The organism is Bradyrhizobium sp. ERR14 (assembly GCF_014198235.1).
GTDB lineage: Bacteria > Pseudomonadota > Alphaproteobacteria > Rhizobiales > Xanthobacteraceae > Bradyrhizobium.
Genome location: NZ_JACIHD010000005.1, coordinates 20,679 through 42,426 on the forward strand (window position 1 = coordinate 20,679; position 21,748 = coordinate 42,426).

General features: G+C 65.1%; 17 protein-coding genes and 1 pseudogene. 8 read left to right on the forward strand and 10 right to left on the reverse strand.

The window, feature by feature from the left end; genetic code table 11:
• Positions 1-157 precede the first annotated feature (157 nt).
• Positions 158-469: a 50S ribosomal protein L28 gene (gene rpmB / locus GGD62_RS16175; protein ID WP_183237845.1), complete on the reverse strand. Its 312-nt coding sequence runs from the start codon at positions 467-469 to the stop codon at positions 158-160.
• 589 nt (positions 470-1,058) lie between these two features.
• On the opposite strand from rpmB, the gene GGD62_RS16180 reads away from it, so the two are divergent.
• The 5 genes and pseudogenes from GGD62_RS16180 to GGD62_RS16200 all read left to right on the forward strand — a co-directional run bounded on the left by GGD62_RS16180 (position 1,059) and on the right by GGD62_RS16200 (position 8,076).
• A complete protein-coding gene (locus GGD62_RS16180; protein WP_049814784.1) occupies positions 1,059-1,868 on the forward strand; it encodes a DUF3108 domain-containing protein in 810 nt (269 codons plus the stop codon).
• Positions 1,869-2,677: 809 nt separating this feature from the next.
• Positions 2,678-6,103, forward strand: coding sequence for a helicase-related protein (locus GGD62_RS16185; RefSeq protein WP_183709037.1), 3,426 nt, complete (start codon positions 2,678-2,680; stop codon positions 6,101-6,103).
• A gap of 75 nt (positions 6,104-6,178) precedes the next feature.
• Positions 6,179-6,448: pseudogene (locus GGD62_RS16190) on the forward strand (RNA-binding S4 domain-containing protein); the annotation flags it as partial.
• Positions 6,449-6,580: 132 nt separating this feature from the next.
• Complete coding sequence (gene fdxA, locus GGD62_RS16195) at positions 6,581-6,919, forward strand: ferredoxin FdxA (RefSeq protein ID WP_011082989.1); 339 nt, start codon at positions 6,581-6,583, stop codon at positions 6,917-6,919.
• A gap of 344 nt (positions 6,920-7,263) precedes the next feature.
• Positions 7,264-8,076, forward strand: coding sequence for a CarD family transcriptional regulator (locus tag GGD62_RS16200; RefSeq protein ID WP_084674786.1), 813 nt, complete (start codon positions 7,264-7,266; stop codon positions 8,074-8,076).
• Between the two features lie 282 nt (positions 8,077-8,358).
• Here GGD62_RS16200 and GGD62_RS16205 read toward each other — a convergent pair whose 3' ends face one another.
• Genes GGD62_RS16205 through cyoA form a run of 7 tightly spaced genes read right to left on the reverse strand, consistent with a single transcriptional unit; the run spans position 8,359 to position 15,282 of the window.
• Complete coding sequence (locus GGD62_RS16205) at positions 8,359-8,892, reverse strand: response regulator transcription factor (RefSeq protein ID WP_018316482.1); 534 nt, start codon at positions 8,890-8,892, stop codon at positions 8,359-8,361.
• On the reverse strand, positions 8,882-10,285 hold the full coding sequence (locus GGD62_RS16210; RefSeq protein ID WP_026201678.1) for an ATP-binding protein: 1,404 nt from the start codon (positions 10,283-10,285) through the stop codon (positions 8,882-8,884). Before GGD62_RS16210 ends, GGD62_RS16205 begins: the two co-directional genes overlap by 11 nt.
• On the reverse strand, positions 10,257-11,108 hold the full coding sequence (locus tag GGD62_RS16215) for an SURF1 family protein (RefSeq protein ID WP_183709038.1): 852 nt from the start codon (positions 11,106-11,108) through the stop codon (positions 10,257-10,259). The genes GGD62_RS16210 and GGD62_RS16215 overlap by 29 nt, the downstream gene beginning before the upstream one ends.
• A complete protein-coding gene (cyoD, locus tag GGD62_RS16220; RefSeq protein ID WP_092261292.1) occupies positions 11,105-11,485 on the reverse strand; it encodes a cytochrome o ubiquinol oxidase subunit IV in 381 nt (126 codons plus the stop codon). Before cyoD ends, GGD62_RS16215 begins: the two co-directional genes overlap by 4 nt.
• On the reverse strand, positions 11,482-12,111 hold the full coding sequence (gene cyoC / locus GGD62_RS16225) for a cytochrome o ubiquinol oxidase subunit III (protein WP_018316478.1): 630 nt from the start codon (positions 12,109-12,111) through the stop codon (positions 11,482-11,484). The genes cyoD and cyoC overlap by 4 nt, the downstream gene beginning before the upstream one ends.
• A complete protein-coding gene (gene cyoB / locus GGD62_RS16230) occupies positions 12,112-14,109 on the reverse strand; it encodes a cytochrome o ubiquinol oxidase subunit I (protein ID WP_183709039.1) in 1,998 nt (665 codons plus the stop codon).
• A 12-nt stretch (positions 14,110-14,121) separates the two neighbouring features.
• On the reverse strand, positions 14,122-15,282 hold the full coding sequence (gene cyoA / locus GGD62_RS16235; protein ID WP_018316476.1) for a ubiquinol oxidase subunit II: 1,161 nt from the start codon (positions 15,280-15,282) through the stop codon (positions 14,122-14,124).
• A gap of 180 nt (positions 15,283-15,462) precedes the next feature.
• On the opposite strand from cyoA, the gene GGD62_RS16240 reads away from it, so the two are divergent.
• The gene (locus GGD62_RS16240) at positions 15,463-16,791 is read left to right on the forward strand and encodes an MFS transporter (RefSeq protein ID WP_183709040.1); all 1,329 of its coding nucleotides are present in this window, start codon (positions 15,463-15,465) and stop codon (positions 16,789-16,791) included.
• A gap of 135 nt (positions 16,792-16,926) precedes the next feature.
• Here the strand turns inward: GGD62_RS16240 and GGD62_RS16245 are convergent, their stop codons facing one another.
• Positions 16,927-18,318, reverse strand: a complete 1,392-nt coding sequence (locus GGD62_RS16245; protein WP_246800157.1) for a M48 family metalloprotease — start codon at positions 18,316-18,318, stop codon at positions 16,927-16,929.
• A 131-nt stretch (positions 18,319-18,449) separates the two neighbouring features.
• Positions 18,450-19,220, reverse strand: a complete 771-nt coding sequence (locus tag GGD62_RS16250; protein ID WP_312014266.1) for a thermonuclease family protein — start codon at positions 19,218-19,220, stop codon at positions 18,450-18,452.
• 390 nt (positions 19,221-19,610) lie between these two features.
• On the opposite strand from GGD62_RS16250, the gene GGD62_RS16255 reads away from it, so the two are divergent.
• Together GGD62_RS16255 and GGD62_RS16260 are read left to right on the forward strand one after the other, a co-directional pair.
• Entirely contained in the window at positions 19,611-20,819 is a 1,209-nt protein-coding gene (locus tag GGD62_RS16255; RefSeq protein WP_018316471.1) for an ABC transporter substrate-binding protein, read from the forward strand.
• A gap of 137 nt (positions 20,820-20,956) precedes the next feature.
• On the forward strand, positions 20,957-21,748 hold the full coding sequence (locus GGD62_RS16260) for an enoyl-CoA hydratase (protein ID WP_183709043.1): 792 nt from the start codon (positions 20,957-20,959) through the stop codon (positions 21,746-21,748).

Consider the following 21,748-nt stretch of genomic DNA (forward strand, 5'->3'; position numbering starts at 1 on the left):
CGGGCAAAGGATTCTGGGCAAGGTCGGCGGAGGTATAATGTCGCCGAATTCAAAAACAAAAACGGCCGGATCTTCCGATCCGGCCGCAACGCAAACTCTTACTTCGCTAAGCCTACGCCACGCGACGCAACTTAGCCCCCGCCCTAACCTAAAAAACTCAGCTGGCCTTCTTGGCCGGCGCGGTCGTCGGGCCGACCTTCTTCTGGATGGCGCGCTTCAGCTCGAGGGCGCGCGGCGACAGGACGTCGGCGTTGGCCTTGAGCAGGAAGGCATCGAGGCCGCCATTGTGGTCGACGCTCTTGACCGCGTTGGTGGAGACGCGCAGGCGCACGTTGCGCTCCAGGGCTTCGCTGATGAAGGTCACGTTGACCAGGTTCGGCAGGAAGCGGCGCTTGGTCTTGATGTTGGAGTGGCTGACCTTGTGGCCGACGAGGGGGCCCTTGGCCGTCAGTTCGCAGCGGCGAGACATGGCATAAATCCTTGAGTTCGATCCCCCAACGATTGCGGCCGCCATTCTGGGCGCCACGGGGGCTAATTCTTTTGTCCTTGCAGGGAGCGGGCGGACGTATAGGGGGGAAGGGGCGGGCAGTCAAGGTTTTGGGCGGTCTTTTGGGGCCGCCGGGGTGGTGCGCTCCCTCTCCCGCCTGCGGGGGAGGGTGGGGTGAGGGCTCTTTCCTCTGGGGGACACTAGCTAGTGCCACCCAGAGGAGAAAGCCCTCACCCGCGCTTCGCCATAGCCGAGGCTCCGCCGAGGCGTTCTCAAGAGGACGGCCGCCGAAGGCGGCCTGTGCTCTCCCGCAAGCGGGAGAGGCTGGGAGCCCGCGGCTACCCCCCGATCACCAAAACGGCAATGTTTGTCGCGCCTTACCATCACATAAAGGGCGTATTCGCGCCTGAAGACTCCGGTGGAGTTCCCGGCTCGATACGCCCGGACACATTGTTTGCCGCGGTTTTTGGCTTAAGTAACAACCGTCGCGCCCCGATTGGATTGTTTCGTGCTCACACCGTCCCCTTTTGCGCCAGAACAGCGCTCAGTCGGCCCGCGCTTTGCCGGCTGGCTGGCGGCGCTTTGCGGCCTGGTGGTGGCGTGGGGCGCGGTGCCGGCAGCGGCACAGGGCAAGCTCGAGGCGCAGTATGAGGCCTCGCTGGCCGGCATTCCCGTCGGCAAGGGCGCATGGAACATCGACATCCAGGACGACGTGTTCTCGGCGGCGGCCGCGGGCGGCACCTCGGGGCTTCTGAAGTCGTTCACCGGCGGGTCCGGCACCGGCGCTAGCCAAGGGCGCATCGTCAACGGCGCGCTGGTGGCGACCGGCTACCAGGCCTCCACCACCACCTCGAAGAAGACCGAAGAGATCCGCATCACGCTCGACAAGGGCAATGTGAAGGATTTTGCCATTCTGCCGGAGCCGCCGGTCGATCCGGACCGTATCGTCGTCACCGACGCGCATCGCCGCGGCGTCTGGGACCCCATGACGGCCTCGCTGCTGCGCGTGCCCGGCAATGGCGACCCCGTCTCGCCGGACGCCTGCCACAACTCGGCGCCCGTGTTCGACGGCCGCATGCGCTACGATCTGAAGCTCGATTTCAAGCGCATGGAGAGCGTGAAGGCGGAGAAGGGCTATCATGGCCCGGTGGTGGTCTGTTCGCTCTATTTCGTGCCCGTGGCCGGCTACATTCCCGACCGCCCCGTCATCAAATACCTCGCCGCCCAGCGCAACATCGAGATCGCGTTTGCCCCCGTCGCCGGCACCCGCATCCTGGTCCCGTTCTGGCTGAAAGTGCCGACGCCGCTCGGCCCGGCCATGCTGGAAGCCACCAGCTTCATCACCACGGCCCAGCCGCCAAGGGTGGCGAAGACGCAGTAAGCGGCTGTTTCCGCGCCTGTCCTTTGTTAACTCGTCACCCTGAGGTGGCCGCCTCTTTGGCGGCCCTCGAAGGGCGACAGCCCGCCTCTCACCGCGAGAAAACCAGCGCCAGCCGCCGCAACCGGGCCGTCCATCCTTCGAGGCTCCCGGCGCGGTGCTGGGCACCGCGCCACTCGCACCTCAGGATGACGGAAGAAGTGTCGTGATTTCAAGCACATCCCTACTGTGCATGGGGTTGTTTTCGCGAAAACGAGTTTGGGCGGCCTCGATCCTGGAATCCATTTGACTCCTCCCCGATTCTGATTCGACTCCGCGTCGTCCCCAACTTAAGGGTTTGCGCCATCGAAACGTCACTTGTACGGCGGCCCAAAACTCCATCTAGTTGCAGCCAACAAGACTCCCGCGACATGTTGCGTGAACGGAACATGACTCCAGGGGGAGTCAGCGATTCGGCCGCGATTCGTTCTAGAGTCGTTCCGAAGCTTAAAGCCAACGGGAAAAGCGTCGCAAAGTGAGACAGTTGCGCGAGGTTTGGGGAGGCGCCGGATTCTCCGCTGCCACATCCCGTCACCCTGAGGTGGCCGCTTCTTCAGCGGCCCTCGAAGGGCGACGGGCCCGGCTGGCGCCACGGACATTCGCTGGGTTGGCACCCGGGCCGTTCATCCTTCGAGGCTCCCCATGCGGCGCGATGCGCCGCATGGCTCGCGCCTCAGGATGACGGGCTGATGGTGGGCGGATCAGCCCCAAGCCCCGCCCCCGCCCCAGACAGCACTGACATTCGCCCAAATCGCCACTACCTAATCCCCCAGATGCCCTTTTCCTCCTCCCCCTTCGCTTCCGAGCGCGCGCCGTCCGATCGGGTGCCTGGCGCCGGCGTCACTGCGGTGCTCGGGCCGACCAACACCGGCAAGACCCATCTCGCCATCGAGCGGATGCTGGCGCATCCGTCGGGAATGATCGGCCTGCCGCTGCGCCTGCTCGCGCGCGAGGTCTACAACAAGATCGCTGGCCGGGTCGGCGCCGAAGCGGTCGCGCTCGTCACCGGCGAGGAGAAGATCAAGCCCAGGAATCCGCGCTATTGGGTCTCGACCGTCGAGGCGATGCCGCGCGACCTCGACCTTTCCTTCCTCGCCGTCGACGAGGTCCAGATCGCGAGCGATCTCGAACGCGGCCACGTCTTCACCGATCGCATCCTCAACCGCCGCGGCCGCGACGAGACGCTGCTCTTGGGCGCCGCCACGATGCGCCCGATCATCGAGCGGCTGCTGCCTGGCGTCTCCATGATCACGCGGCCGCGCCTGTCGCAGCTCGAATTCGCCGGCGACCGCAAGATCACGCGCCAGCCGCGCCGCACTGCCATCGTCGCGTTCTCGGCCGACGAGGTCTACGCCATCGCCGAGCTGATCCGCCGCCAGCATGGCGGCGCCGCCGTGGTGCTGGGCTCGCTTAGCCCACGCACGCGGAACGCGCAGGTGGCGATGTTCCAGAACGGCGATGTCGATTATCTCGTCGCCACCGATGCCGTCGGCATGGGCCTCAATCTCGACGTCGACCACGTTGCGTTTGCCTCCGACCGCAAGTTCGACGGCTACCAGTTCCGCCGCCTGACGCCGTCCGAATTCGCGCAGATTGCGGGGCGCGCCGGCCGCGCCACGCGCAACGGCACCTTCGGCACCACCGGCCGCTGCGCGCCGTTCGAGCCCGAGCTCGTCAACGCGCTGCAGAACCACACTTTCGATCCCGTGAAGATGCTGCAATGGCGCAACGCCAGGCTGGATTTCTCCTCGCTCGGCGCGCTCCAGGTGTCCCTGAACCTCGCCCCCGGCCATGAGGCGCTGACGCGCGCGCCGGTTGCCGAGGACATGCGCGTGCTCGATCACGCCGCCCGCGACGTCGAGGTGCGCGATATCGCGCATGGCAAGGCGGCGGTGGAGCGGCTGTGGGAGGCCTGCCAGGTCCCCGATTACCGAAAACTGTCGCCGGCCGCCCATGCCGAGCTGGTGACCACGCTGTACGGCTTCCTGATGCGGAAGGGATGCATCCCCGATGCCTGGTTCGAGGCCCAGATCACCCAGGCCGACCGCATCGACGGCGATATCGACACGCTGTCGGCCCGGATCGCGCAGATCCGCACCTGGACCTTCGTCGCCAACCGCCCGGACTGGCTGAAAGACCCCGAACGCTGGCAGGGGATCGCGCGGGAGGTCGAAAATAAATTATCGGATGCGCTCCATGAACGCTTGACTGAGCGTTTCGTTGATCGCCGGACCAGTGTATTGATGCGCCGCCTGCGGGAGAACACGAGCTTGAATACTGAAATCGGCAAGACCGGCGAAGTCATCGTCGAAGGCCATGTCATCGGCCGTCTCGATGGCTTCACCTTTGCACCGGATGCGGCGGAAGCTGGCTCCGATGCGAAAGCCTTGCAGGCTGCAGCGCAAGCAGTGCTCGCCGGCGAGATCAACACGCGCGCCGAAAAGCTCGGCAATGCGCCGGACGATCAGTTCGTGCTGACCTCGGAAGGCATCATCCGCTGGACCGGCGACGCCGTGGCGCGGCTGTCTGCCGCAGAGGACGCGCTGCATCCGCGCATCCGCATCATCTCCGACGAGCGCCTGACCGGCGGCCCCCGCGAGAAGGTGCAGGCCCGGCTCGAGCTCTGGCTCAAGACCCATGTCGAGAAGCTGCTCGGGCCGATGTTCGAGCTCTCCAAGGCCGAGGACGTCACCGGCATCGCCCGCGGCATCGCCTATCAGCTCGTCGAGGCGCTCGGCGTGCTCGAGCGTCCCAAGATCGCCAACGAGCTGAAGGATCTCGACCAGCCCTCGCGCGCGGTGTTGCGCAAATACGGCGTCCGTTTCGGCGCCTATCACATCTATTTCCCCGGCCTTTTGAAGCCCGCCGCGCGCGCGCTCGCAGCGCTGCTCTGGGCGCTGAAGCAGGACAATGTCGATCTGTCCTCGCTCTCGGGCGCGCAGCATCTGGCATCCTCGGGCCGCACCTCGTTCCCGGTCGACAAGGCCCTGCCGCGCGATGCCTATCGCGTGCTCGGCTACAAGCAGGCCGGCGAACGCGCCGTGCGCGTCGACATTCTGGAGCGTCTTGCCGATCTGATCCGTCCGGCGCTGGCCTGGCGCGAGAACGCGTCCGGCGAAAAGCCGGCCGGCGCCTTCGATGGCCGCGGCTTCGTAGTGACCCAGGCGATGACCTCGCTCACTGGTTCGGCCGGCGAGGATTTCGCCTCGGTCCTGCGTGCCCTCGGCTATCGCATGGAGAAGCGTCCGCCGCTGCCGCAAAAGCCGGCCGTGGTGGAAACGGTCGCGGCCGAGACGCCGCCGGCTGAAGGCAGCGCCGAATCCGCAACAGAGACTTCGACCGAGACCGCGGCGGAGGCCGTTGCCGGCCTGCCGGCGGAAGCCTCCACCGAAGCTGTCGCCGAGCCGGTCACGGTCGAAGATGCGCCCGGCATGGAGCTGCAGGACGAGCCGGCTCAGGAGGCAGAGCCCGCGCTCGAAGCCTCTCCCGAGGCCCCCGTCACGCCCGAAGACGCCCCCGGCATTGCGCCGCCGGCGGAAGAGCCCGCTGCGCCCACCGAGACTGCCGGCCTCGAAGCCGCTCCGGCCGAGACGGCCGCAACCGAAGCCGCCGCGTCACCCGACGCCGCCGCGCCTGTCGAAGCTGCGGCGACGCCCGCCGAGCCCGAGCTGATCGAGGTCTGGCGTCCCGGCGGCCGTCACGAGGACCGCAAGCCGCGCCACGAGCGCCATCGTCACCAGCGTCACCACCATCAGCGTCCGCAAGGAGGCGCTGAAGCTGGCGCTGCACCCGGTGCAGCGAGCGCCGCGCCCGGCGAAGCAGCCGACGGCGCCAAGCCGGGCCATCGTCATGGCGGCCATCGCAGGGACGGCGGCAGAGACTTCCGCAAGCCGCGCGAAGGTGGCGAAGGCGCGCCGCGTCCCGAGGGGCGCGACGACAGGAACCGCCGCTTCGAGGGCAAGGATCGCGACAACAAGGGGCGCGATCGCGACAAGGGCAAGTTCGGCGGAGATCGCGACAAGGGCCGTGACAACCGTGGCCGCGACCGCGACAAGGGCCGCGACCGCCAGGGCGGACCCTCGCTGCGTCCCTACGCCTCGAGCGCAAATCCGCGCGAGCGCGATCGCCCGGCCGATCCGAATTCGCCCTTCGCCAAGCTCGCGGCTCTGAAAGAGCAGCTGTCCGGGCGGAAGGAGTAGCATAGCGTTTTCAAGCGAAGTGCGGAGCGGTTCGCGTGAAGAAAACGCGTCAGAAGGAATAGAGCCACGACGACCGAGCGGCAGCGCCTCGACAAATGGCTGTGGCACGCGCGGGTGGTGAAGGCGCGCACCTCCGCGGCCGAGCTCGTCGGGTCGGGCCACGTTCGCGTCAACGGCGAGCGTGAAAAGTCGCCGGGGCATGCGATCAAGATCGGCGACGTCATCACCGTCGCGCTCGATCGCACCGTGCGCGTCCTGAAAGTGACGGGCTTCAACGAACGCCGCGGCGATGCCGCCTCGGCACGGGTGCTCTTTGAGGAGCTAAGCGAAGCGAAACGCAATTAATTGCGTTTCGAATTCAGTTCTTGGTCGATCAAACACACAAAGCCGTCATGATCGGGCCTTCCCGACCTTGCAGCGCAGGGCCATACGCGCTACGCAAGCCGCGACTTTTAAAAGAGCTTTTCGGAGCGTTGGATGACTTACGTCGTCACTGAAAACTGCATCAAGTGCAAGTACACCGACTGCGTCGAGGTCTGCCCGGTCGACTGCTTCTACGAGGGTGACAACATGCTCGTCATCCACCCGGACGAGTGCATCGATTGCGGCGTGTGCGAGCCGGAATGCCCCGCCGACGCCATCAAGCCGGACACGGAACCGGGCCTGGAAAAGTGGCTTTCGGTCAACGCCGACTACGCCAAGAGCTGGCCGAACATCACCCAGAAGAAAGAATCACCTGCCGACGCCAAGGAATTCGACGGCATGGAAGGCAAGTTCGAGAAATATTTTTCTCCGAACCCCGGCTCCGGCGACTGAATCGGGCTCAAACTTAACCCTAATAGCGGCGCTTCCGCCGAAAACCAGCCCTCAAGACCCCTAAATCATTGATTTTTGCGGGAAATGTGCTATATTGGGCACATTAAGCCGAACCCTGTCAGCCCCGTTGGCCCCGCTGGGTTCCCGTGAAACCAAATGTCGAACAGGGGCGTGGCAGTTTCCGCGCGCAGGCTGTGTCACAGAAAACGCGTAAAAAGAGTACTTCAGCGAGGGCTTCCCATAAGGAGGCCAAAAAAGTCGCCGCGGCCAGCCGTAGCGCATCCAAAGGTCGGACCGCGACGAAGGCGCCGGCTGCAAAGTCCTCGAAGAACAAAAGAAGCGCAATGCCTAACAAGACTGCCAAACCGGCCGCGAAAGCGACCGTTGCCAAGCCTGCTGTCAAGCCCGTTGCCGCCAAGGCTCCCGCTGCCAAGCCCGCCGCGTCGAAGGCTCCCGTTGCTGCTCCTGCCAAGGCTCCCGTTGCTGCCGCCAAGCCCGCTGTGAAGCCGGCGGCTGCTGCGCCGAAGGTCGAGGAAAAGAAGGTCGTGACCCAGCGTCAGGGCTTCAAGGCCAATGAATTCGTCGTCTATCCCGCTCACGGCGTCGGCCAGATCCTGGCCATCGAGGAGCAGGAGATCGCCGGCGCGAAGCTCGAGCTGTTCGTCATCAACTTCATCAAGGACAAGATGACGCTGCGCGTGCCGACCGCCAAGGTCGCCAATGTCGGCATGCGCAAGCTGTCCGAGCCGGCGCTGGTGAAGAAGGCGCTGGAGACGCTCAAGGGCCGCGCCCGCGTCAAGCGCACCATGTGGTCGCGCCGCGCCCAGGAATACGAAGCGAAGATCAATTCGGGCGACATCGTCGCGATCGCGGAAGTCGTGCGCGACCTCTACCGCTCGGAGTCGCAGCCGGAGCAGTCCTACAGCGAACGCCAGCTCTATGAAGCGGCGCTCGATCGTCTCTCCCGCGAGATCGCGGTGGTGCAGCACTCGACCGAGACCGAAGCGGTCAAGGAGATCGAAGCCCAGCTCGCCAAGAGCCCGCGCCGCACCAACGCCAAGGCGGAAGCCGCCGACGGCGAGGGCGATACGGATGCCGAGGGCGATACCGACGACACCGATGGCGACGACACCACCGTCGCCGACGAGGCCGCGTAAGCGTCGCGTCGTTCGCAAGAGATCAAAAGCCCGGCTGTCCAGCCGGGCTTTTTGTTTGGGGAATGTTTTCCAAGACGATGACTGAAGCTTTGTGCAAGAGGTCTGTCGACAAACTCGGTGTCGTCCCGGCGAACGCCGGGACCCATACTCCCAGGGAGAAGTTTGACGAAGACTAGTCGTTCGGTACGCCTACCGATCGCAACGATAGATTCCGCGGTAGGGGTCCCGGCGTTCGCCGGGACGACGAGAGGAGAGAGTCTTCGTCAAACGACGCGTGGCGGGTCACTTCACCGGCCGCTTCTCGAGCTTCCGCGCCAGCGTGCGCCGGTGCATGCCGAGCCTTCGTGCCGCCTCCGAGATATTGAAATCCGTCTCGATCAGGGTCTGGTGGATGCGCTCCCATTCCAGCGTCTTGATCGAGGTCGGCCGTGCATCGAGCGCGACCTCGGCGTTGCCTTCGGCCTTGTTGAAGGCGGCTTCGATGTCGTCGGTGTTCGAGGGCTTTGCGAGATAGTGGCAGGCGCCCAGCTTGATCGCCTCCACGGCGGTCGAGATGCTGGCAAAGCCGGTCAGTACCACGATCAGCATGTCAGGGTCGTGCGTGTGCAAGAGCTCGACGCAGGCAAGGCCGGAGGCGCCGCCGAGCTTGAGGTCGACGACGGCGTGGCCGAAGGAGCGTTCCTCCAGCACGTTCCGCACGTCCTCGATCGAGGCGGCGAGCACGACATCATAGCCGCGGCGCTCGAACGAGCGCTTCAGCGTGCGTGCAAAGCCGGCATCGTCCTCGACGACGATGAGCGAACGGTCAGGCGTCAAAATTCCCTCCGATCGCGAGCGTTGCGAGCGGCAGCGTGAGGCGGACGGTGGCGCCGCGCTTCCTGTGGTTCTCGGCGGTCACGGTGCCTCCGAGCTTGCGCACCACGTTCACCACCAGGAACAGCCCGAGCCCGCCGCCGGCGCGGCCCTTGCTCGAGTGATAGGGCTTTCCGAGCTGCGCCAGCATCTCCGGCGCAAAGCCCGGGCCGCGATCGCTGATCGACAGCACGAGATTGTCGCCCTCGCGCTCGGCGACGAGCTCGACCCATTCCCGCGAGACTTCATAGGCGTTGTCGAGCACGTTGAAGATGACCTGCTTCAGCGCGATGTCGGAGACGATGGCGACGTCCGCTCCGAACGTATTGACGAAGTAGAGCGTCCGCGCCGAGCGCGCGTCGCGCCATTCGTCGACCAGGGCGGTCACGAAGGCCGTCACCGTCGTCGGCGATGAGCCTTCGCCGCGCGCTTCGCCGGCCGAGACCAGGATGCCTGTCACGATCGACTTGCAGCGTTGCAGCGAGGTTTCCATCTCCGCGAGGTCCTCGGCGAGCTCCTGATCGGCGGCAAGATCCGGCATGCGGCGCCAATCGCTGAGGATCACCGAGAGCGAGGCGAGCGGCGTGCCGAGCTCATGGGCCGCGCCGGAGGCGAGCAGGCCCATGCGGACGATGTGATCCTGCTCGGCGGCATGCTGGCGCAGCGCGGCCAGATTCGCGTCGCGCTCGCGCAAATTCCTGTTGATGCGGGTGACGAACACGACCAGCAGCACGGCGTTGAGAACGAAGCCCAGCAGCATGCCGGCGACCGTGAGCGTATAGGTCTCGCTCAGCGGATTCGGCGGCAGATCCAGCGGGCGGTATGCCAGCGTCAGCCAGACAAAGCTCGCGCAGGTCAGCGCGACCAGCGACCAGGTCGAGCGGGCATCGAGCAGCACCGCGCCGAGCGTCACCTGGAGCAGGAACAGCGAGGTGAAGGGATTGGTCGCGCCGCCAGAGAGGTAGAGCTGCGCGGTCAGCGCGGCGACGTCCAGCATCAAGGCGACCAACAGCTCGTTGTTGGTGATCGCGGCGCGATGGCGCACCCAGACCAGGCTGGAGACGTTGAGCAGCACCAGCGCGCCGATCACCGCGCCCATCCGCTCCAGCGGCAGGGGAATGCCGAGCCCAAGATGCACGCCGCCGATCGTCACGATCTGGCCGACCACCGCGGTCCAGCGCAGCTGGATCAGCAGCGCCATGTTCTTGCGGTTGGTCTCGTCGTCGGTCGGACTCGTGCCGATCAGCTCGCTGCGCGCGTCCGCCTGCGATTGCAGCGTGACGGCGAGCCCGCCATGCGCAAGTGTGTGGGAAAGCGTCTTCCCGTCGTCAGGTCGGCTCGACGATCGTTCCAGCATCTGATCCCGTCCTGCGGGCGACGGCATCGGAGCCGCCTGCCTTTTCGTGGACGAAGCGTTTGCGGCGGAACAGCCCGCCGCCGAATGTGACGAAGAGTTTACCCGCCAGCATGAAAGCCAGGGCGAACCACGTCAGCGCGTAGATCAGGTGGTTATTGGGAAAGCTGACCACGGTCAATCCGCCGATTGGACCGCTGCCGGATTGTGATCCGGCATCGGCATCGACGAAGAACGGCGCGACATCGTACAGACCGCGGGCCGTCGCAATCGCGGCGACATCCCGCGAATACCAGCGGTTGTGCTGGGGCACGTTGTTCCGGAGAAATCCGCCTTTCGGCTCTGTCATGCGGAGCAAGCCGGTGATCGCGACCTGGCCGTCCGGATTGCCGTCCCGGCGCGTCGATGCGTCGCGCCGCTCGGACGGCACGAAGCCGCGGTTGACCAGGACCTGTGTGCCGTCGTTGCGCTGGAGCGGTGTCAGCACCCAATAGCCCGGGCCTTCCTCGGTGACCGCCTGGACCAGCGTCTCGCGGTCATGCAGGAAGCGGCCGGTGAGGCTGACATGCCTGTATTCGTCATTTGCCCTGGAAACCGCAGGCCATGAATCGGGCGAGGGGATCGGCTGGACCGGGGCATGGACGCGCTGCTCGACACGGTCGATCAGCGCCAGCTTCCAGGCGCGGCGCTCGATCTGCCAGATGCCGAGTGCGATCAGAAGAACAAAGGCCGTCAGCGAGAGGACCGTGAGCCACAGGGACGGGGACCGCACAGCATCGCTGCGCGCCCCGCTCGTCTTGCTGGTCACGGTCCTGACTTCGCTCACTTCATTCCGCTCATCTGGTGGATCGGCATCATGTTGCTGTTGAGGTGGCTCATCACCCACAGCGAACCCGACAGCGCGATCACTACCATCACGATGGTGAAGATCAGCGCCATCATGCTCCAGCCGTTCTCGGACGTCGTGTTCATGTGGAGGAAGTAGATCATGTGCACGACGATCTGCACGACCGCGAAGGCCATGATCACGAGCGCGGTGATCTGCTTGCTCGGCAGTGCGCCGCTCATCACCAGCCAGAACGGGATCGCGGTCAGCACGACCGAGAGCACGAAGCCGAGCATGTAGCCCGAGAACGTGCTGTGGGCGTGGCCGTCGGCGTGGTGATGGTCGTGCGCGCCGGCTGCGTGGGTATCGGTGCTCATCGCAGAACTCCCAGGAGATAGACGAAGGTGAAGACGCCGATCCAGACCACGTCGAGGAAGTGCCAGAACATCGACAGGCACATCAGGCGGCGGCGGTTGGCTTCGATCAGGCCGAACTTCTGGACCTGCACCATCAGCGTCACCAGCCAGATCAGGCCGCAGGAAACGTGCAGGCCGTGGGTGCCGACCAGGGTGAAGAACGCCGACAGGAAGGCGCTACGCTGGGGCGTGGCGCCTTCATGGATCATGTGAGCGAACTCGGTGAGCTCGATGCCGATGAAGGCGAGACCGAACAGGCCGGTAATCGCCAGCCAGATTTGCGTCTGTGCGACCTTGTTCTGCTGCATCGTCAGCATGGCAAAGCCATACGTGATCGACGACAGCAGCAGCATCGAGGTGTTCACCGCGACCAGGTTCAGGTCGAACAGGTCCTTCGGTGCGGGGCCTGCGGCGTAGTTGCCGCCGAGCACGCCGAAGGTGGCGAACAGGATCGCGAAGATGAGACAGTCGCTCATCAGGTAGATCCAGAAGCCGAGCGAGGTGCTCCAGCCTTCCGGATGCGGGTGCTCGTCGGCGAGATAGAAGACCGGCTCGCCGGTCTGGGCGGGATTGACAGCGACAGTCATTTACTTGGCTCCGGCGAGCTGTTTGGTGCGCGCGTCCTCGGTCCGGATGACGTCTTCAGCCGGAATGTCGAAGTCGCGGTGATAGTTGAAGGTGTGGCCGATGCCGACGACGAGCAGCGCGGCGAAGCTCACGGCGGCGAGCCACCAGATGTACCAGATCAGGCCGAATCCCATCGCGGTGGCGAGGCCGGCAAGGATGATGCCGGTGCCGGTGCTGCTGGGCATGTGGATCGGCCTGAACCCGGTGAGCGGACGCTGGTAGCCGCGCTTCTTCATGTCCCACCACGCGTCATTGTCGTGAACGACGGGGGTGAAGGCGAAGTTGTAGTCCGGCGGGGGCGAGGAGGTCGCCCATTCCAGCGTGCGCGCATCCCAGGGATCGCCGGTGACGTCCTTGAGCTGCTCGCGCCTGAGGAAGCTGACCGCGAACTGCATCAGCATGCTGAGGATACCGAGCAGGACGAGGAAGGCCCCGATCGCGGCGATGACGAACCAGATCTGCAAGGACGGATCGTCGAACACGCGCAGGCGGCGGGTCACGCCCATCAGGCCGAGCACGTAGAGCGGCATGAAGGCGAGGTAGAAGCCGGTGACCCAGAACCAGAACGACATCTTGCCCCAGAACGGATCGAGCTTGAAGCCGAACGCTTTCGGGAACCAGTAGGAGATGCCGGCGAAGGCGCCGAACACCACGCCGCCGATGATCACGTTGTGGAAGTGCGCGATCAGGAACAGGCTGTTGTGCAGGACGAAGTCGGCCGGCGGCACCGCCAGCAGCACGCCGGTCATGCCGCCGATCACGAAGGTCAGCATGAAGGCGATCGTCCACATCATCGGCAGCTCGTAGCGGATACGGCCGCGATACATCGTGAACAGCCAGTTGAACATCTTCGCGCCCGTCGGGATCGAGATGATCATCGTGGTGATGCCGAAGAACGAGTTGACGCTGGCGCCCGAGCCCATCGTGAAGAAGTGGTGCAGCCAGACCAGGTACGACAGGATGGTGATGACGACCGTGGCGTAGACCATCGAGGTGTAGCCGAACAGCCGCTTGCCGGAGAAGGTCGAGGTCACTTCCGAGAAGATGCCGAACGCCGGGAGAACCAGGATGTAGACTTCGGGATGACCCCAGATCCAGATCAGGTTCACGTACATCATCGGGCTGCCGCCGAAATCGTTCGTGAAGAAGTTGGTGCCGACATAGCGGTCGAGCGAGAGCAGCGCGAGCACGACGGTCAGAACCGGGAAGGAGGCGACGATCAGGACGTTGGTGCAGAGCGAAGTCCAGGTGAAGACCGGCATCTTCATCATGGTCATGCCGGGACACCGCAGCTTGACGATGGTGCAGATCAGGTTGATGCCTGACAACGTCGTGCCGACGCCCGCGACCTGCAGCGCCCAGATGTAATAGTCGACGCCGACATCGGGGCTGTAGCCGATGTTCGACAGCGGCGGATAAGCCAGCCAGCCGGTGCGGGCGAATTCGCCGATGAACAGCGAAGCCATCACCAGCACTGCGCCGCCGACCGTCATCCAGAAGCTGAAATTGTTCAGGAACGGGAACGACACGTCGCGCGCGCCGATCTGGAGCGGCACGACGTAGTTCATCAGGCCCGTGACGAGCGGCATCGCCACGAAGAAGATCATGATCACGCCGTGGGCGGTGAAGACCTGATCGTAGTGATGGGCGTTGAGATAGCCTTCGGAGCCGCCAAAGGCGAGCATCTGCTGGCCGCGCATCATCAGCGCGTCGGCAAAGCCCCGCAGCAGCATTACGATGCCGAGGATCATGTACATGATGCCGATGCGCTTGTGGTCCACCGTGGTGAACCATTCGCGCCAGAGATAGCCCCAGAGGCGGAAATAGGTGAGGCCGCCGAGCAGTGCGGCGCCGCCGAGCGCGACCACCGCGAAGGTGCCGACGACGATCGGCTCGTGCAGCGGCAGCGATTCGAAGCCGAGCCGGCCGAAGATGAGCTTGAGAAGATCAGGAGACATGCGGGGATCTCTTTAGGAGTCTGACTTCGGACGCAGTCCGAGGAAGAAGGACGAGGACTTGAGCGGTGCGAAGCTCGGCCGCTTCAGGCCGGCGCCGAGCAGCGGCGCGGTGTCGACGGGAGCCGTGATCGACGCCGTGGTCTTGCCCTGCGGCGCATCGGGCGTGCAGGTGCCGGCGACGAAGCTCGGCTCCGGCCCGAGCGGGGTGCCGCGGCGGGCGTACTTGTCGTAAGTGAGCGGCAGGGTGTTGTTCAGGCCCTGATGACCGTTGCCGCCCTTGGCGTCGATCGCCATCATTTCGCTCTGGCACATCTTGCCGGTCTCGACGCACATGTTGAGGATCAGGCGGTAGAGATCGGAGTCGATCGTGCCGTAGCGGCGCACCGGCTCGTTCTGGCTGGGCTTTTCGAGCTGGAGATATTCGGCGCGGCCGAGCGAGCCGCCGGCGGACTTGGCGCTGGCGATCCAGGCGTCAAAGCCCTTGTCGTCGAGTCCCCTAAAGTTGAAGTGCATGCCGGAGAAGCCGGCGCCGCTGTAGTTCGCCGAGAAGCCCTTATACGTGCCGGCGTGGTTCACCACCGCGTGGAGCTTCGTCTCCATGCCCGGCATCGCGTAGATCTGGCCGGCAAGCGCGGGGATGTAGAACGAGTTCATCACCGAGGATGCGGTGATGCGGAAGTTGATCGGACGGTCGACCGGTGCTGCGAGCTCGTTGACGGTGGCGATGCCGTAATCCGGATAAATAAAGAGCCACTTCCAGTCGAGCGCGACGACGTCGACCTCGAGCGGGGCCTTGGACTGGTCCACGGCGCGGTCGGCATGGATGCGGCCGAGCGTGCGATAGGGGTCGAGCAGATGCGTGCCCATCCAGGTCAGTGCGCCCAGGCAGACGATGATCAGCAGCGGCGCCGACCAGATCACCAGCTCGAGCTTGGTCGAGTGGTCCCATTCCGGCTCGTAGCGAGCGGCCGTGTTGGACTGGCGATAGCGCCAGGCGAACAGCACCGTCAGCGCCATCACGGGGACGACGATCAGGAGCATCAGGACGGTGGAGATGATGACGAGGTCGCGCTGCTGGGCAGCGATATCGCCGGCTGGCGCCAGCACGACGTAGTCGCAGCCGCTGAGCGCAGCAGCCAGAGGTAGTAGCGCCAGGATCTTGAGACGAGACACGGGCCGAGCCTTTGAGAATGAGTTTCTTTTGCGGGGCCAACGGGTAGCTGCGGCGCAACAATCCGGACATTGGACAATTTGTCCAATGTTGCAGTGCGGAATGTTGGGTCAGAGAGGGCCAGATTGCCCGGCGCCCGCCGGGCGGTCGGCTTTGGTTTTCAGGACGTTAAGGGCGCACGAATGGCGACGGCACAGACCCCCGCAATGGCAGACCTCCACACGGGCGAGCACGGCCACGACCAGGCCAGTCCCGGCGAGATCGCCATCGGCGTCATCATCGGCCGCACCTCGGAATTCTTCGACTTCTTCGTCTTCGCGATCGCCTCGGTGATCGTGTTCCCGCGCCTGGTGTTCCCGTTCGCGAGCGAGCTGACCGGCACGCTCTATTCCTTCATGATCTTCGCGCTGGCCTTCATGGCGCGGCCGATCGGCACCGTCATTTTCATGACGGTGGACCGTGCCTACGGCAAGACCGCCAAGCTGATCTCGGCGCTGTTCCTGCTCGGCACCGCCACGGTCGCGCTGGCGTTCCTGCCCGGCCATCACGACATCGGCGTCGCCGCGATCTGGCTGCTGGCGCTGGCGCGCATCGCGCAGGGTCTGGCCTGGGGCGGTGCCTGGGACGGCATGGCCTCGCTGCTGGCGCTGAACGCGCCGCCCTCCAAGCGCGGCTGGTACGCGATGGTGCCGCAGCTCGGGGCTCCGCTCGGGCTGATCGTGGCGAGCGCGCTGTTCGCCTATTTCGCCGGCAATCTCTCGGCCGACGATTTCTTCGATTGGGGCTGGCGCTATCCGTTCTTCGTCGCCTTCGCCATCAACGTCGTGGCGCTGTTCGCGCGCCTGCGCATGGTGACGACGGAGGAATATGCCTCGCTGTTCGAGACCCGCGAGTTGCAGCCCGCGCGCATCTCCGACACCGTCGCGAGCGAAGGCCAGAACATCATGCTGGGAGCGTTCGCGCCGCTGGCGAGCTTTGCGCTGTTCCACATGGTTACGGTGTTTCCGCTGTCCTGGGTGTTCCTGTTCACCCGCGAAAGCCCGGTACGCTTCCTGATCATCGAGATCGTCGCCGCCGTGTTCGGCGTTGGCGCGATCGTGATGTCCGGCATCATCGCCGACCGCGTCGGCCGCAAGTCGCTGCTGATGGGATCGGCGATCGCGATCGCGATCTATAGCGGCTTTGCCCCGCAGTTGCTCGATGCCGGCGCGTTCGGCGAGACCATCTATATGGTGATCGGCTTCATCCTGCTCGGCCTGTCGTTCGGCCAGTCCTCGGGCGCGATCGCCTCGAACTTCAAGCAGGCGTACCGCTACACGGCGTCCGCGCTGACCTCGGACATGGCCTGGCTGTTCGGTGCCGGCTTCGCGCCGCTGGTCGCCTTGCTGCTCGCGACCAATCTCGGCGTCATCGCCTCGGGCGCGTATCTGTTGTCCGGCGCGTTCTGGACCCTGCTGGCGCTCTGGCTCAGCGGCCAGCGCGAGAAGGGCGATATGGATACGGGGCGCTAAGCTCGAGCTGTAGCCACATCACAGGTGCGGTAGGGTGGGCAAAGGCGCATCGCGCCGTGCCCACCATCTCTCTCGATCGCCAAAGATGCGTGGGCACGCTTGCGCTTTGCCCACCCTACGGCACCACCCGTTTCGCTAATCCGCCACGATCTTCACGCGATCGCGCACCTTCACCTGCGCGGTGCGATCGAGCCCGTTCAGCACGCGGAAGCGTTCGGCGGGATGGTCGACGCCGGCCATGCGGTGGGAGAGCGATTCCACGGTGTCGCCGGGCTGCACGGTGATGACCTTGATGCGGAGCGGGCGCGCGGCCTGAATCTCGTCGAGCGTCAGGCGACGGAACGAATTGACGGTCTCGCGCGCATTGCGTTCGCTCTCGGTCGACTTCTGCCGTGCCGCGAAGATGAAGCGATAGACGTCGCTGCCGAAGCGAAGCGCGTAGACCTTGAACTGCCACTGGTCGCCTTTGGCGGCGGCCGACGCAGCCGGGAAACCGTTGATGGTGATGTCCTCGGTGGACGCCTTCTCGACGCCCTCCATCCAGCCGGAATTGAGGTAGTCGCCGAGCGACTGCTCGGCCGGCACGCGCACCACGTCGAAACGCATCGCCTGTGCGCCGCCCTCGCGCACGCCGATCACCGCCTGCGCGGTGTTGTCGAGCGTGAAATTGTCCGGCGCCTGGAAGGTGAAGCCCAGCTTCGGATGCAGGAAGCGGCGGCCGCGGACGAAACCTTCGCTGGGGTCTTCGCCGTAAACGAGGTTGTCGATCGCAGCGAGATAGCTCTCGCGGTCGCGCTCGGCGCCTTCAGGCGCCGTGTATTGCCGCGCGATGGTCTGCGCGTTCTGCACGCGCTCCGGGGTTGCCGGATGCGACGAGGTGAAATCCTGCGCGCGCGGATCGAGCGAGCTCTTGCCGGCCTTCAGCTCGGCATTGCGCTCCATCGCGGAGAGGAAGCGCGCCGCACCATAGGGGTCGAAATGCGCCTTGGCGGAGATGCCGACGCCGATGCCGTCGGCCTCGAACTCCTGCTTGCGCGAAAAGCTCGCCATGGTGAGCTTGGTCTTGGCCAGCGCGAGCGCGGTGAGATCGGGGTCGTTGCTCATGTCGGTGACGACGCGGGTGACGATCGCGGCCTGGCGCGCCTGGTCCTCGCGCATCGCGGCATGCTTGGACAGCACGTGCGCCATCTCGTGGCTGAGCACGGAGGACAATTCCGAGGTGTCGCTGGCGAGCGCGAGAAGTCCGCGGGTGACATAGAGCTGGCCGTTCGGCAGCGCGAAGGCGTTCACGGCGCCGGAATTGAGGATGGTGACCTTGTAGCCCTGGTCGGGACGGTCGGACGCTGCGACCAGCCGGTCGACGGTCTTGCTGACGAGCCATTCGAGCCTGGGATCGTCGTAAGTGCCGCCATAGCTCGCCAGGATGCGCTCGTGCTCCTTCTCGGTGGCGGGGGTCTGCGCGACGGCCGGCTTCGGCTTGGGCATTGCAACGGTCGGCGGGGTCGCGGCAGCCTGGAACCGGCCCATGTCGCCGCAGCCGGCGAGAAGCCCGCCCAGCGCAAGGCAAAGCGCGGCCGGCGCAGCCCGCAGGCGGCGGCAATCGCCCAGTCCGTGCCGTTCTAGCACCCCATTCACTTCGATTAACCCGTGCCCGGCCGTTAAGGCCTTACCCCAGTAGGCTCGTTTGCGCCCAGCAATTCAACCTGTCCCAAGAGACGCACATCGATGCGCGGCCCCGTACTTCCCTCGACCCAGCCTCGGACTCGAATACGCTTACTTTCCAATGACTTAAGGGTGATTCCGGCATTTTCGAACGCCGGTAGCGTGCGCTTTGAAATAGTCACGGCAAAGCCACGTGTCCAGTTCCGCCCGAAGTTGAGGTAGGTCATTGCCCCAGCTTGCCGGACCGACAGGACTTTGCCCTCGACCACCATAAAGCGCCCGATCCCCGCCAAAATATCGTCCGGACTTTCCGCGTTTTTTATGGCCGACGGGTCAGCCCAACTGCCCTTTTTTTGGCGCCGCGCCTCGGCCTCCGACGCCATCAGGGCCGCCGCGCAGTCCTTGTCCGTGATTTCGGCCGACACCAGGGCGTCGCCCTGGGCGAGCAGCATGGCCTGCACCGAGGTGTCGCTCTCGCCGATGAAGACCAGCGCGCCCTGCCGGCCATAGCGGTCGGGCGTGTCGTCGTTGCCGCGGAGTGTCACGTCGCGGCTCGCGAGCAGCGAGGCCAGCGCCTGCTTCGTCGTCGCCGTCGTCTCGATGCCTGCGAGGCGGATCTCGCGGCCATCGTCGAGACGAACGCTGCGCGCATCGACGATCGCGGCGACACGGCCTTCGCCTTGCGACTCGAACTGGCACGGCGTCGCGAGCGCGGTGCGACTCGCGAGGAGAAGGAATGCGACGATGAGGTGAAACAGTCGCGTCACGTGACCCGGAGAGGTTGCGTTGTGTTCGAGTTGTAACGCAAACGTGGCGAACCGCGAAGGCTCTCGTAGGGTGGGCAAAGCGAAGCGTGCCCACGTCTTTGGCTCATCGCGCCGACTCGTGGGCACGGCGCGAAGAGCGCGCCTTTGCCCACCCTACGGCAGCGAGTGCGGGGCTTTGATGTCATCTCACACGCTCGCAATGACGTGGAAACATGTTTCCGCATCTCACCATTCCGCTTTGCGGAAAACATGCCGCCACCGCAAGACTCGCATGGCGCTCTCGCGCTTGCTGCGCTCTTGCGCATGCGGCATGATTGCGGCAACAGCTTTCGCCAAGAGCAATAACCAAGCCGCCATCAGAGTACGGCGCGATAAGGGAGATCGTTTTCCATGAAGACAATTTTGTCGGGCATTTTTGCCGCCGCGTTTGCCCTCAGTGCGAGCGCCGCCGCGCAGGCCCAGGACAAGCCACCTCTCAAGATCGGCGGCATCCTCGACATGTCGAGCCTCTATGCCGACATCACCGGACCCGGCAGCGAGACCGCGGCCAAGATGGCCGTGGAGGATTTCGGCGGCGAGGTGCTGGGGCGCAAGATCCAGGTGCTGGCGGCCGACCATCAAAACAAGGCCGATCTCTCCGCCAACATCGCCCGCGACATGCTCGACAACCAGGGCGTCGAGATGATCTACGACGTCGCGGCCTCCGCCACCGCGCTTGCGGCAGGCGAGATCGCGAAAGCGCGCAACAAGATCATCATCTTCAACGGTCCGGGTTCAATCCGTCTCACCAACGAGGCCTGCGGTCCCTATACCATCCACTACGTGTTCGACACCTACGGCCAGGCCAACGTGACCGGCCTTGCGGCCGTGAAGTCCGGCCTCGACAGCTGGTACTTCCTCACCGCCGATTACGCCTTCGGCCAGGATCTGGAGAAGGACACCAGTGCCGTCGTCACCAAGACCGGCGGCAAGGTGCTCGGCAGCGTGCGCCATCCGCTCAACACATCGGATTTCTCGTCGTTCCTGCTTCAGGCGCAGGCTTCGAAGGCCAAGGTGATCGGGCTTGCGAACGCCGGCGGCGACACCGTCAACGCCATCAAGCAGGCGGCGGAGTTCGGGATCATGAAGGGCGGTCAGAAAGTCTCGCCGCTGCTGGTCTTCGTCACCGATATCGATTCGATCGGCCTGGAGACCGCGCAGGGGTTGCTGCTGGCGGAAGCCTTCTATTGGGACATGAACGACGAGACGCGCGCCTTCTCCAAGCGCTTTCAGGAGCGCGTGAAGCGGCCGCCGACCTCGGCGCAGGCCGGCGTCTACTCCTCCGTCACGCACTACCTGAAGGCTGTGAAGGCGGCCGGCACGACCGATGCAGCGACTGTCATGAAGGTGATGAAGGAGACGCCGATCAACGACTTCTTCGCCAAGGGTGGCAAGATCCGCGAGGACGGCCGCATGATCCACGACATGTACCTGTTCGAGGTGAAGAAGCCGTCGGAGTCGAAGGGCCGCTGGGACGATTACAAGCTGCTCGCCACCGTGCCCGGCAGCGAAGCGTTCCAGTCGCTGGAGCAGTCACGCTGCCCGCTGGTGAAGAAGTGACGCGAAGCGTCATCCCGGGGCGCGCGTAAGCGCGAACCTGGGATCCATCGGGCCGCAGTGATTGTCGACAAATGGATTCCGGGTTCGCGCTTCGCGCGCCCCGGAACGACGGAGCAAAACAACAAGGGAGACGCCCTATGAGCAACGACGTGGTCCTGCAAAAGCTCGAAGGCGGGCTGCTCACCATCACCATGAACCGTCCGGAGCGGAAGAACGCGCTCAACCCTGAGATGGTGGCAGGATTAGTCGAGGCCGCGCGGCGCGCCGCTGACGATCCGGAGGTGCGCGCGGTGGTGTTCAAGGGGGCCGGCGGATCGTTCTGCGTCGGCGGCGACGTCAAGTCGATGGCGGCAGGCCGCGCGCCGCTGCCGTTCGAGCAGAAGCTTGCGAATCTGCGCCGCGGCATGGAGGTCTCGCGCATCCTGCACCAGATGCCGAAGCCCGTGGTGGCGCAGCTCGACGGCGCCGCGGCTGGCGCCGGCCTGTCGATGGCGCTGTCCTGCGACCTGCGCATCGCCTCGGAATCCTGCAAGATCACCACGGCCTTTGCCAAGGTCGGCTTCTCCGGCGATTACGGCGGTACCTATTTCCTGACGCAGCTGCTCGGCAGCGCGCGGGCGCGCGAGCTCTATCTGATGTCGCCGGTGCTCACGGCGAGGGAAGCGCATGCGATCGGCATGGTGACCAAGGTCGTGCCCGATGCCGAGATCGACGCCGCCGCCCACGAGCTGGCACTGTCCCTGGCGCAGGGGCCGTCGATCGCGCTCGGCTTCATCAAGCGCAACATCAACAATGCCGAGCATCTGCCGCTGGAGGACTGTTTTGACGGCGAGGCGATCCATCACACCCGCTGCGGCGACACCGAGGATCACAAGGAGGCCGCAAAGGCCTTCGTCGAGAAGCGCAAGCCGACCTTCAGGGGCGCATGA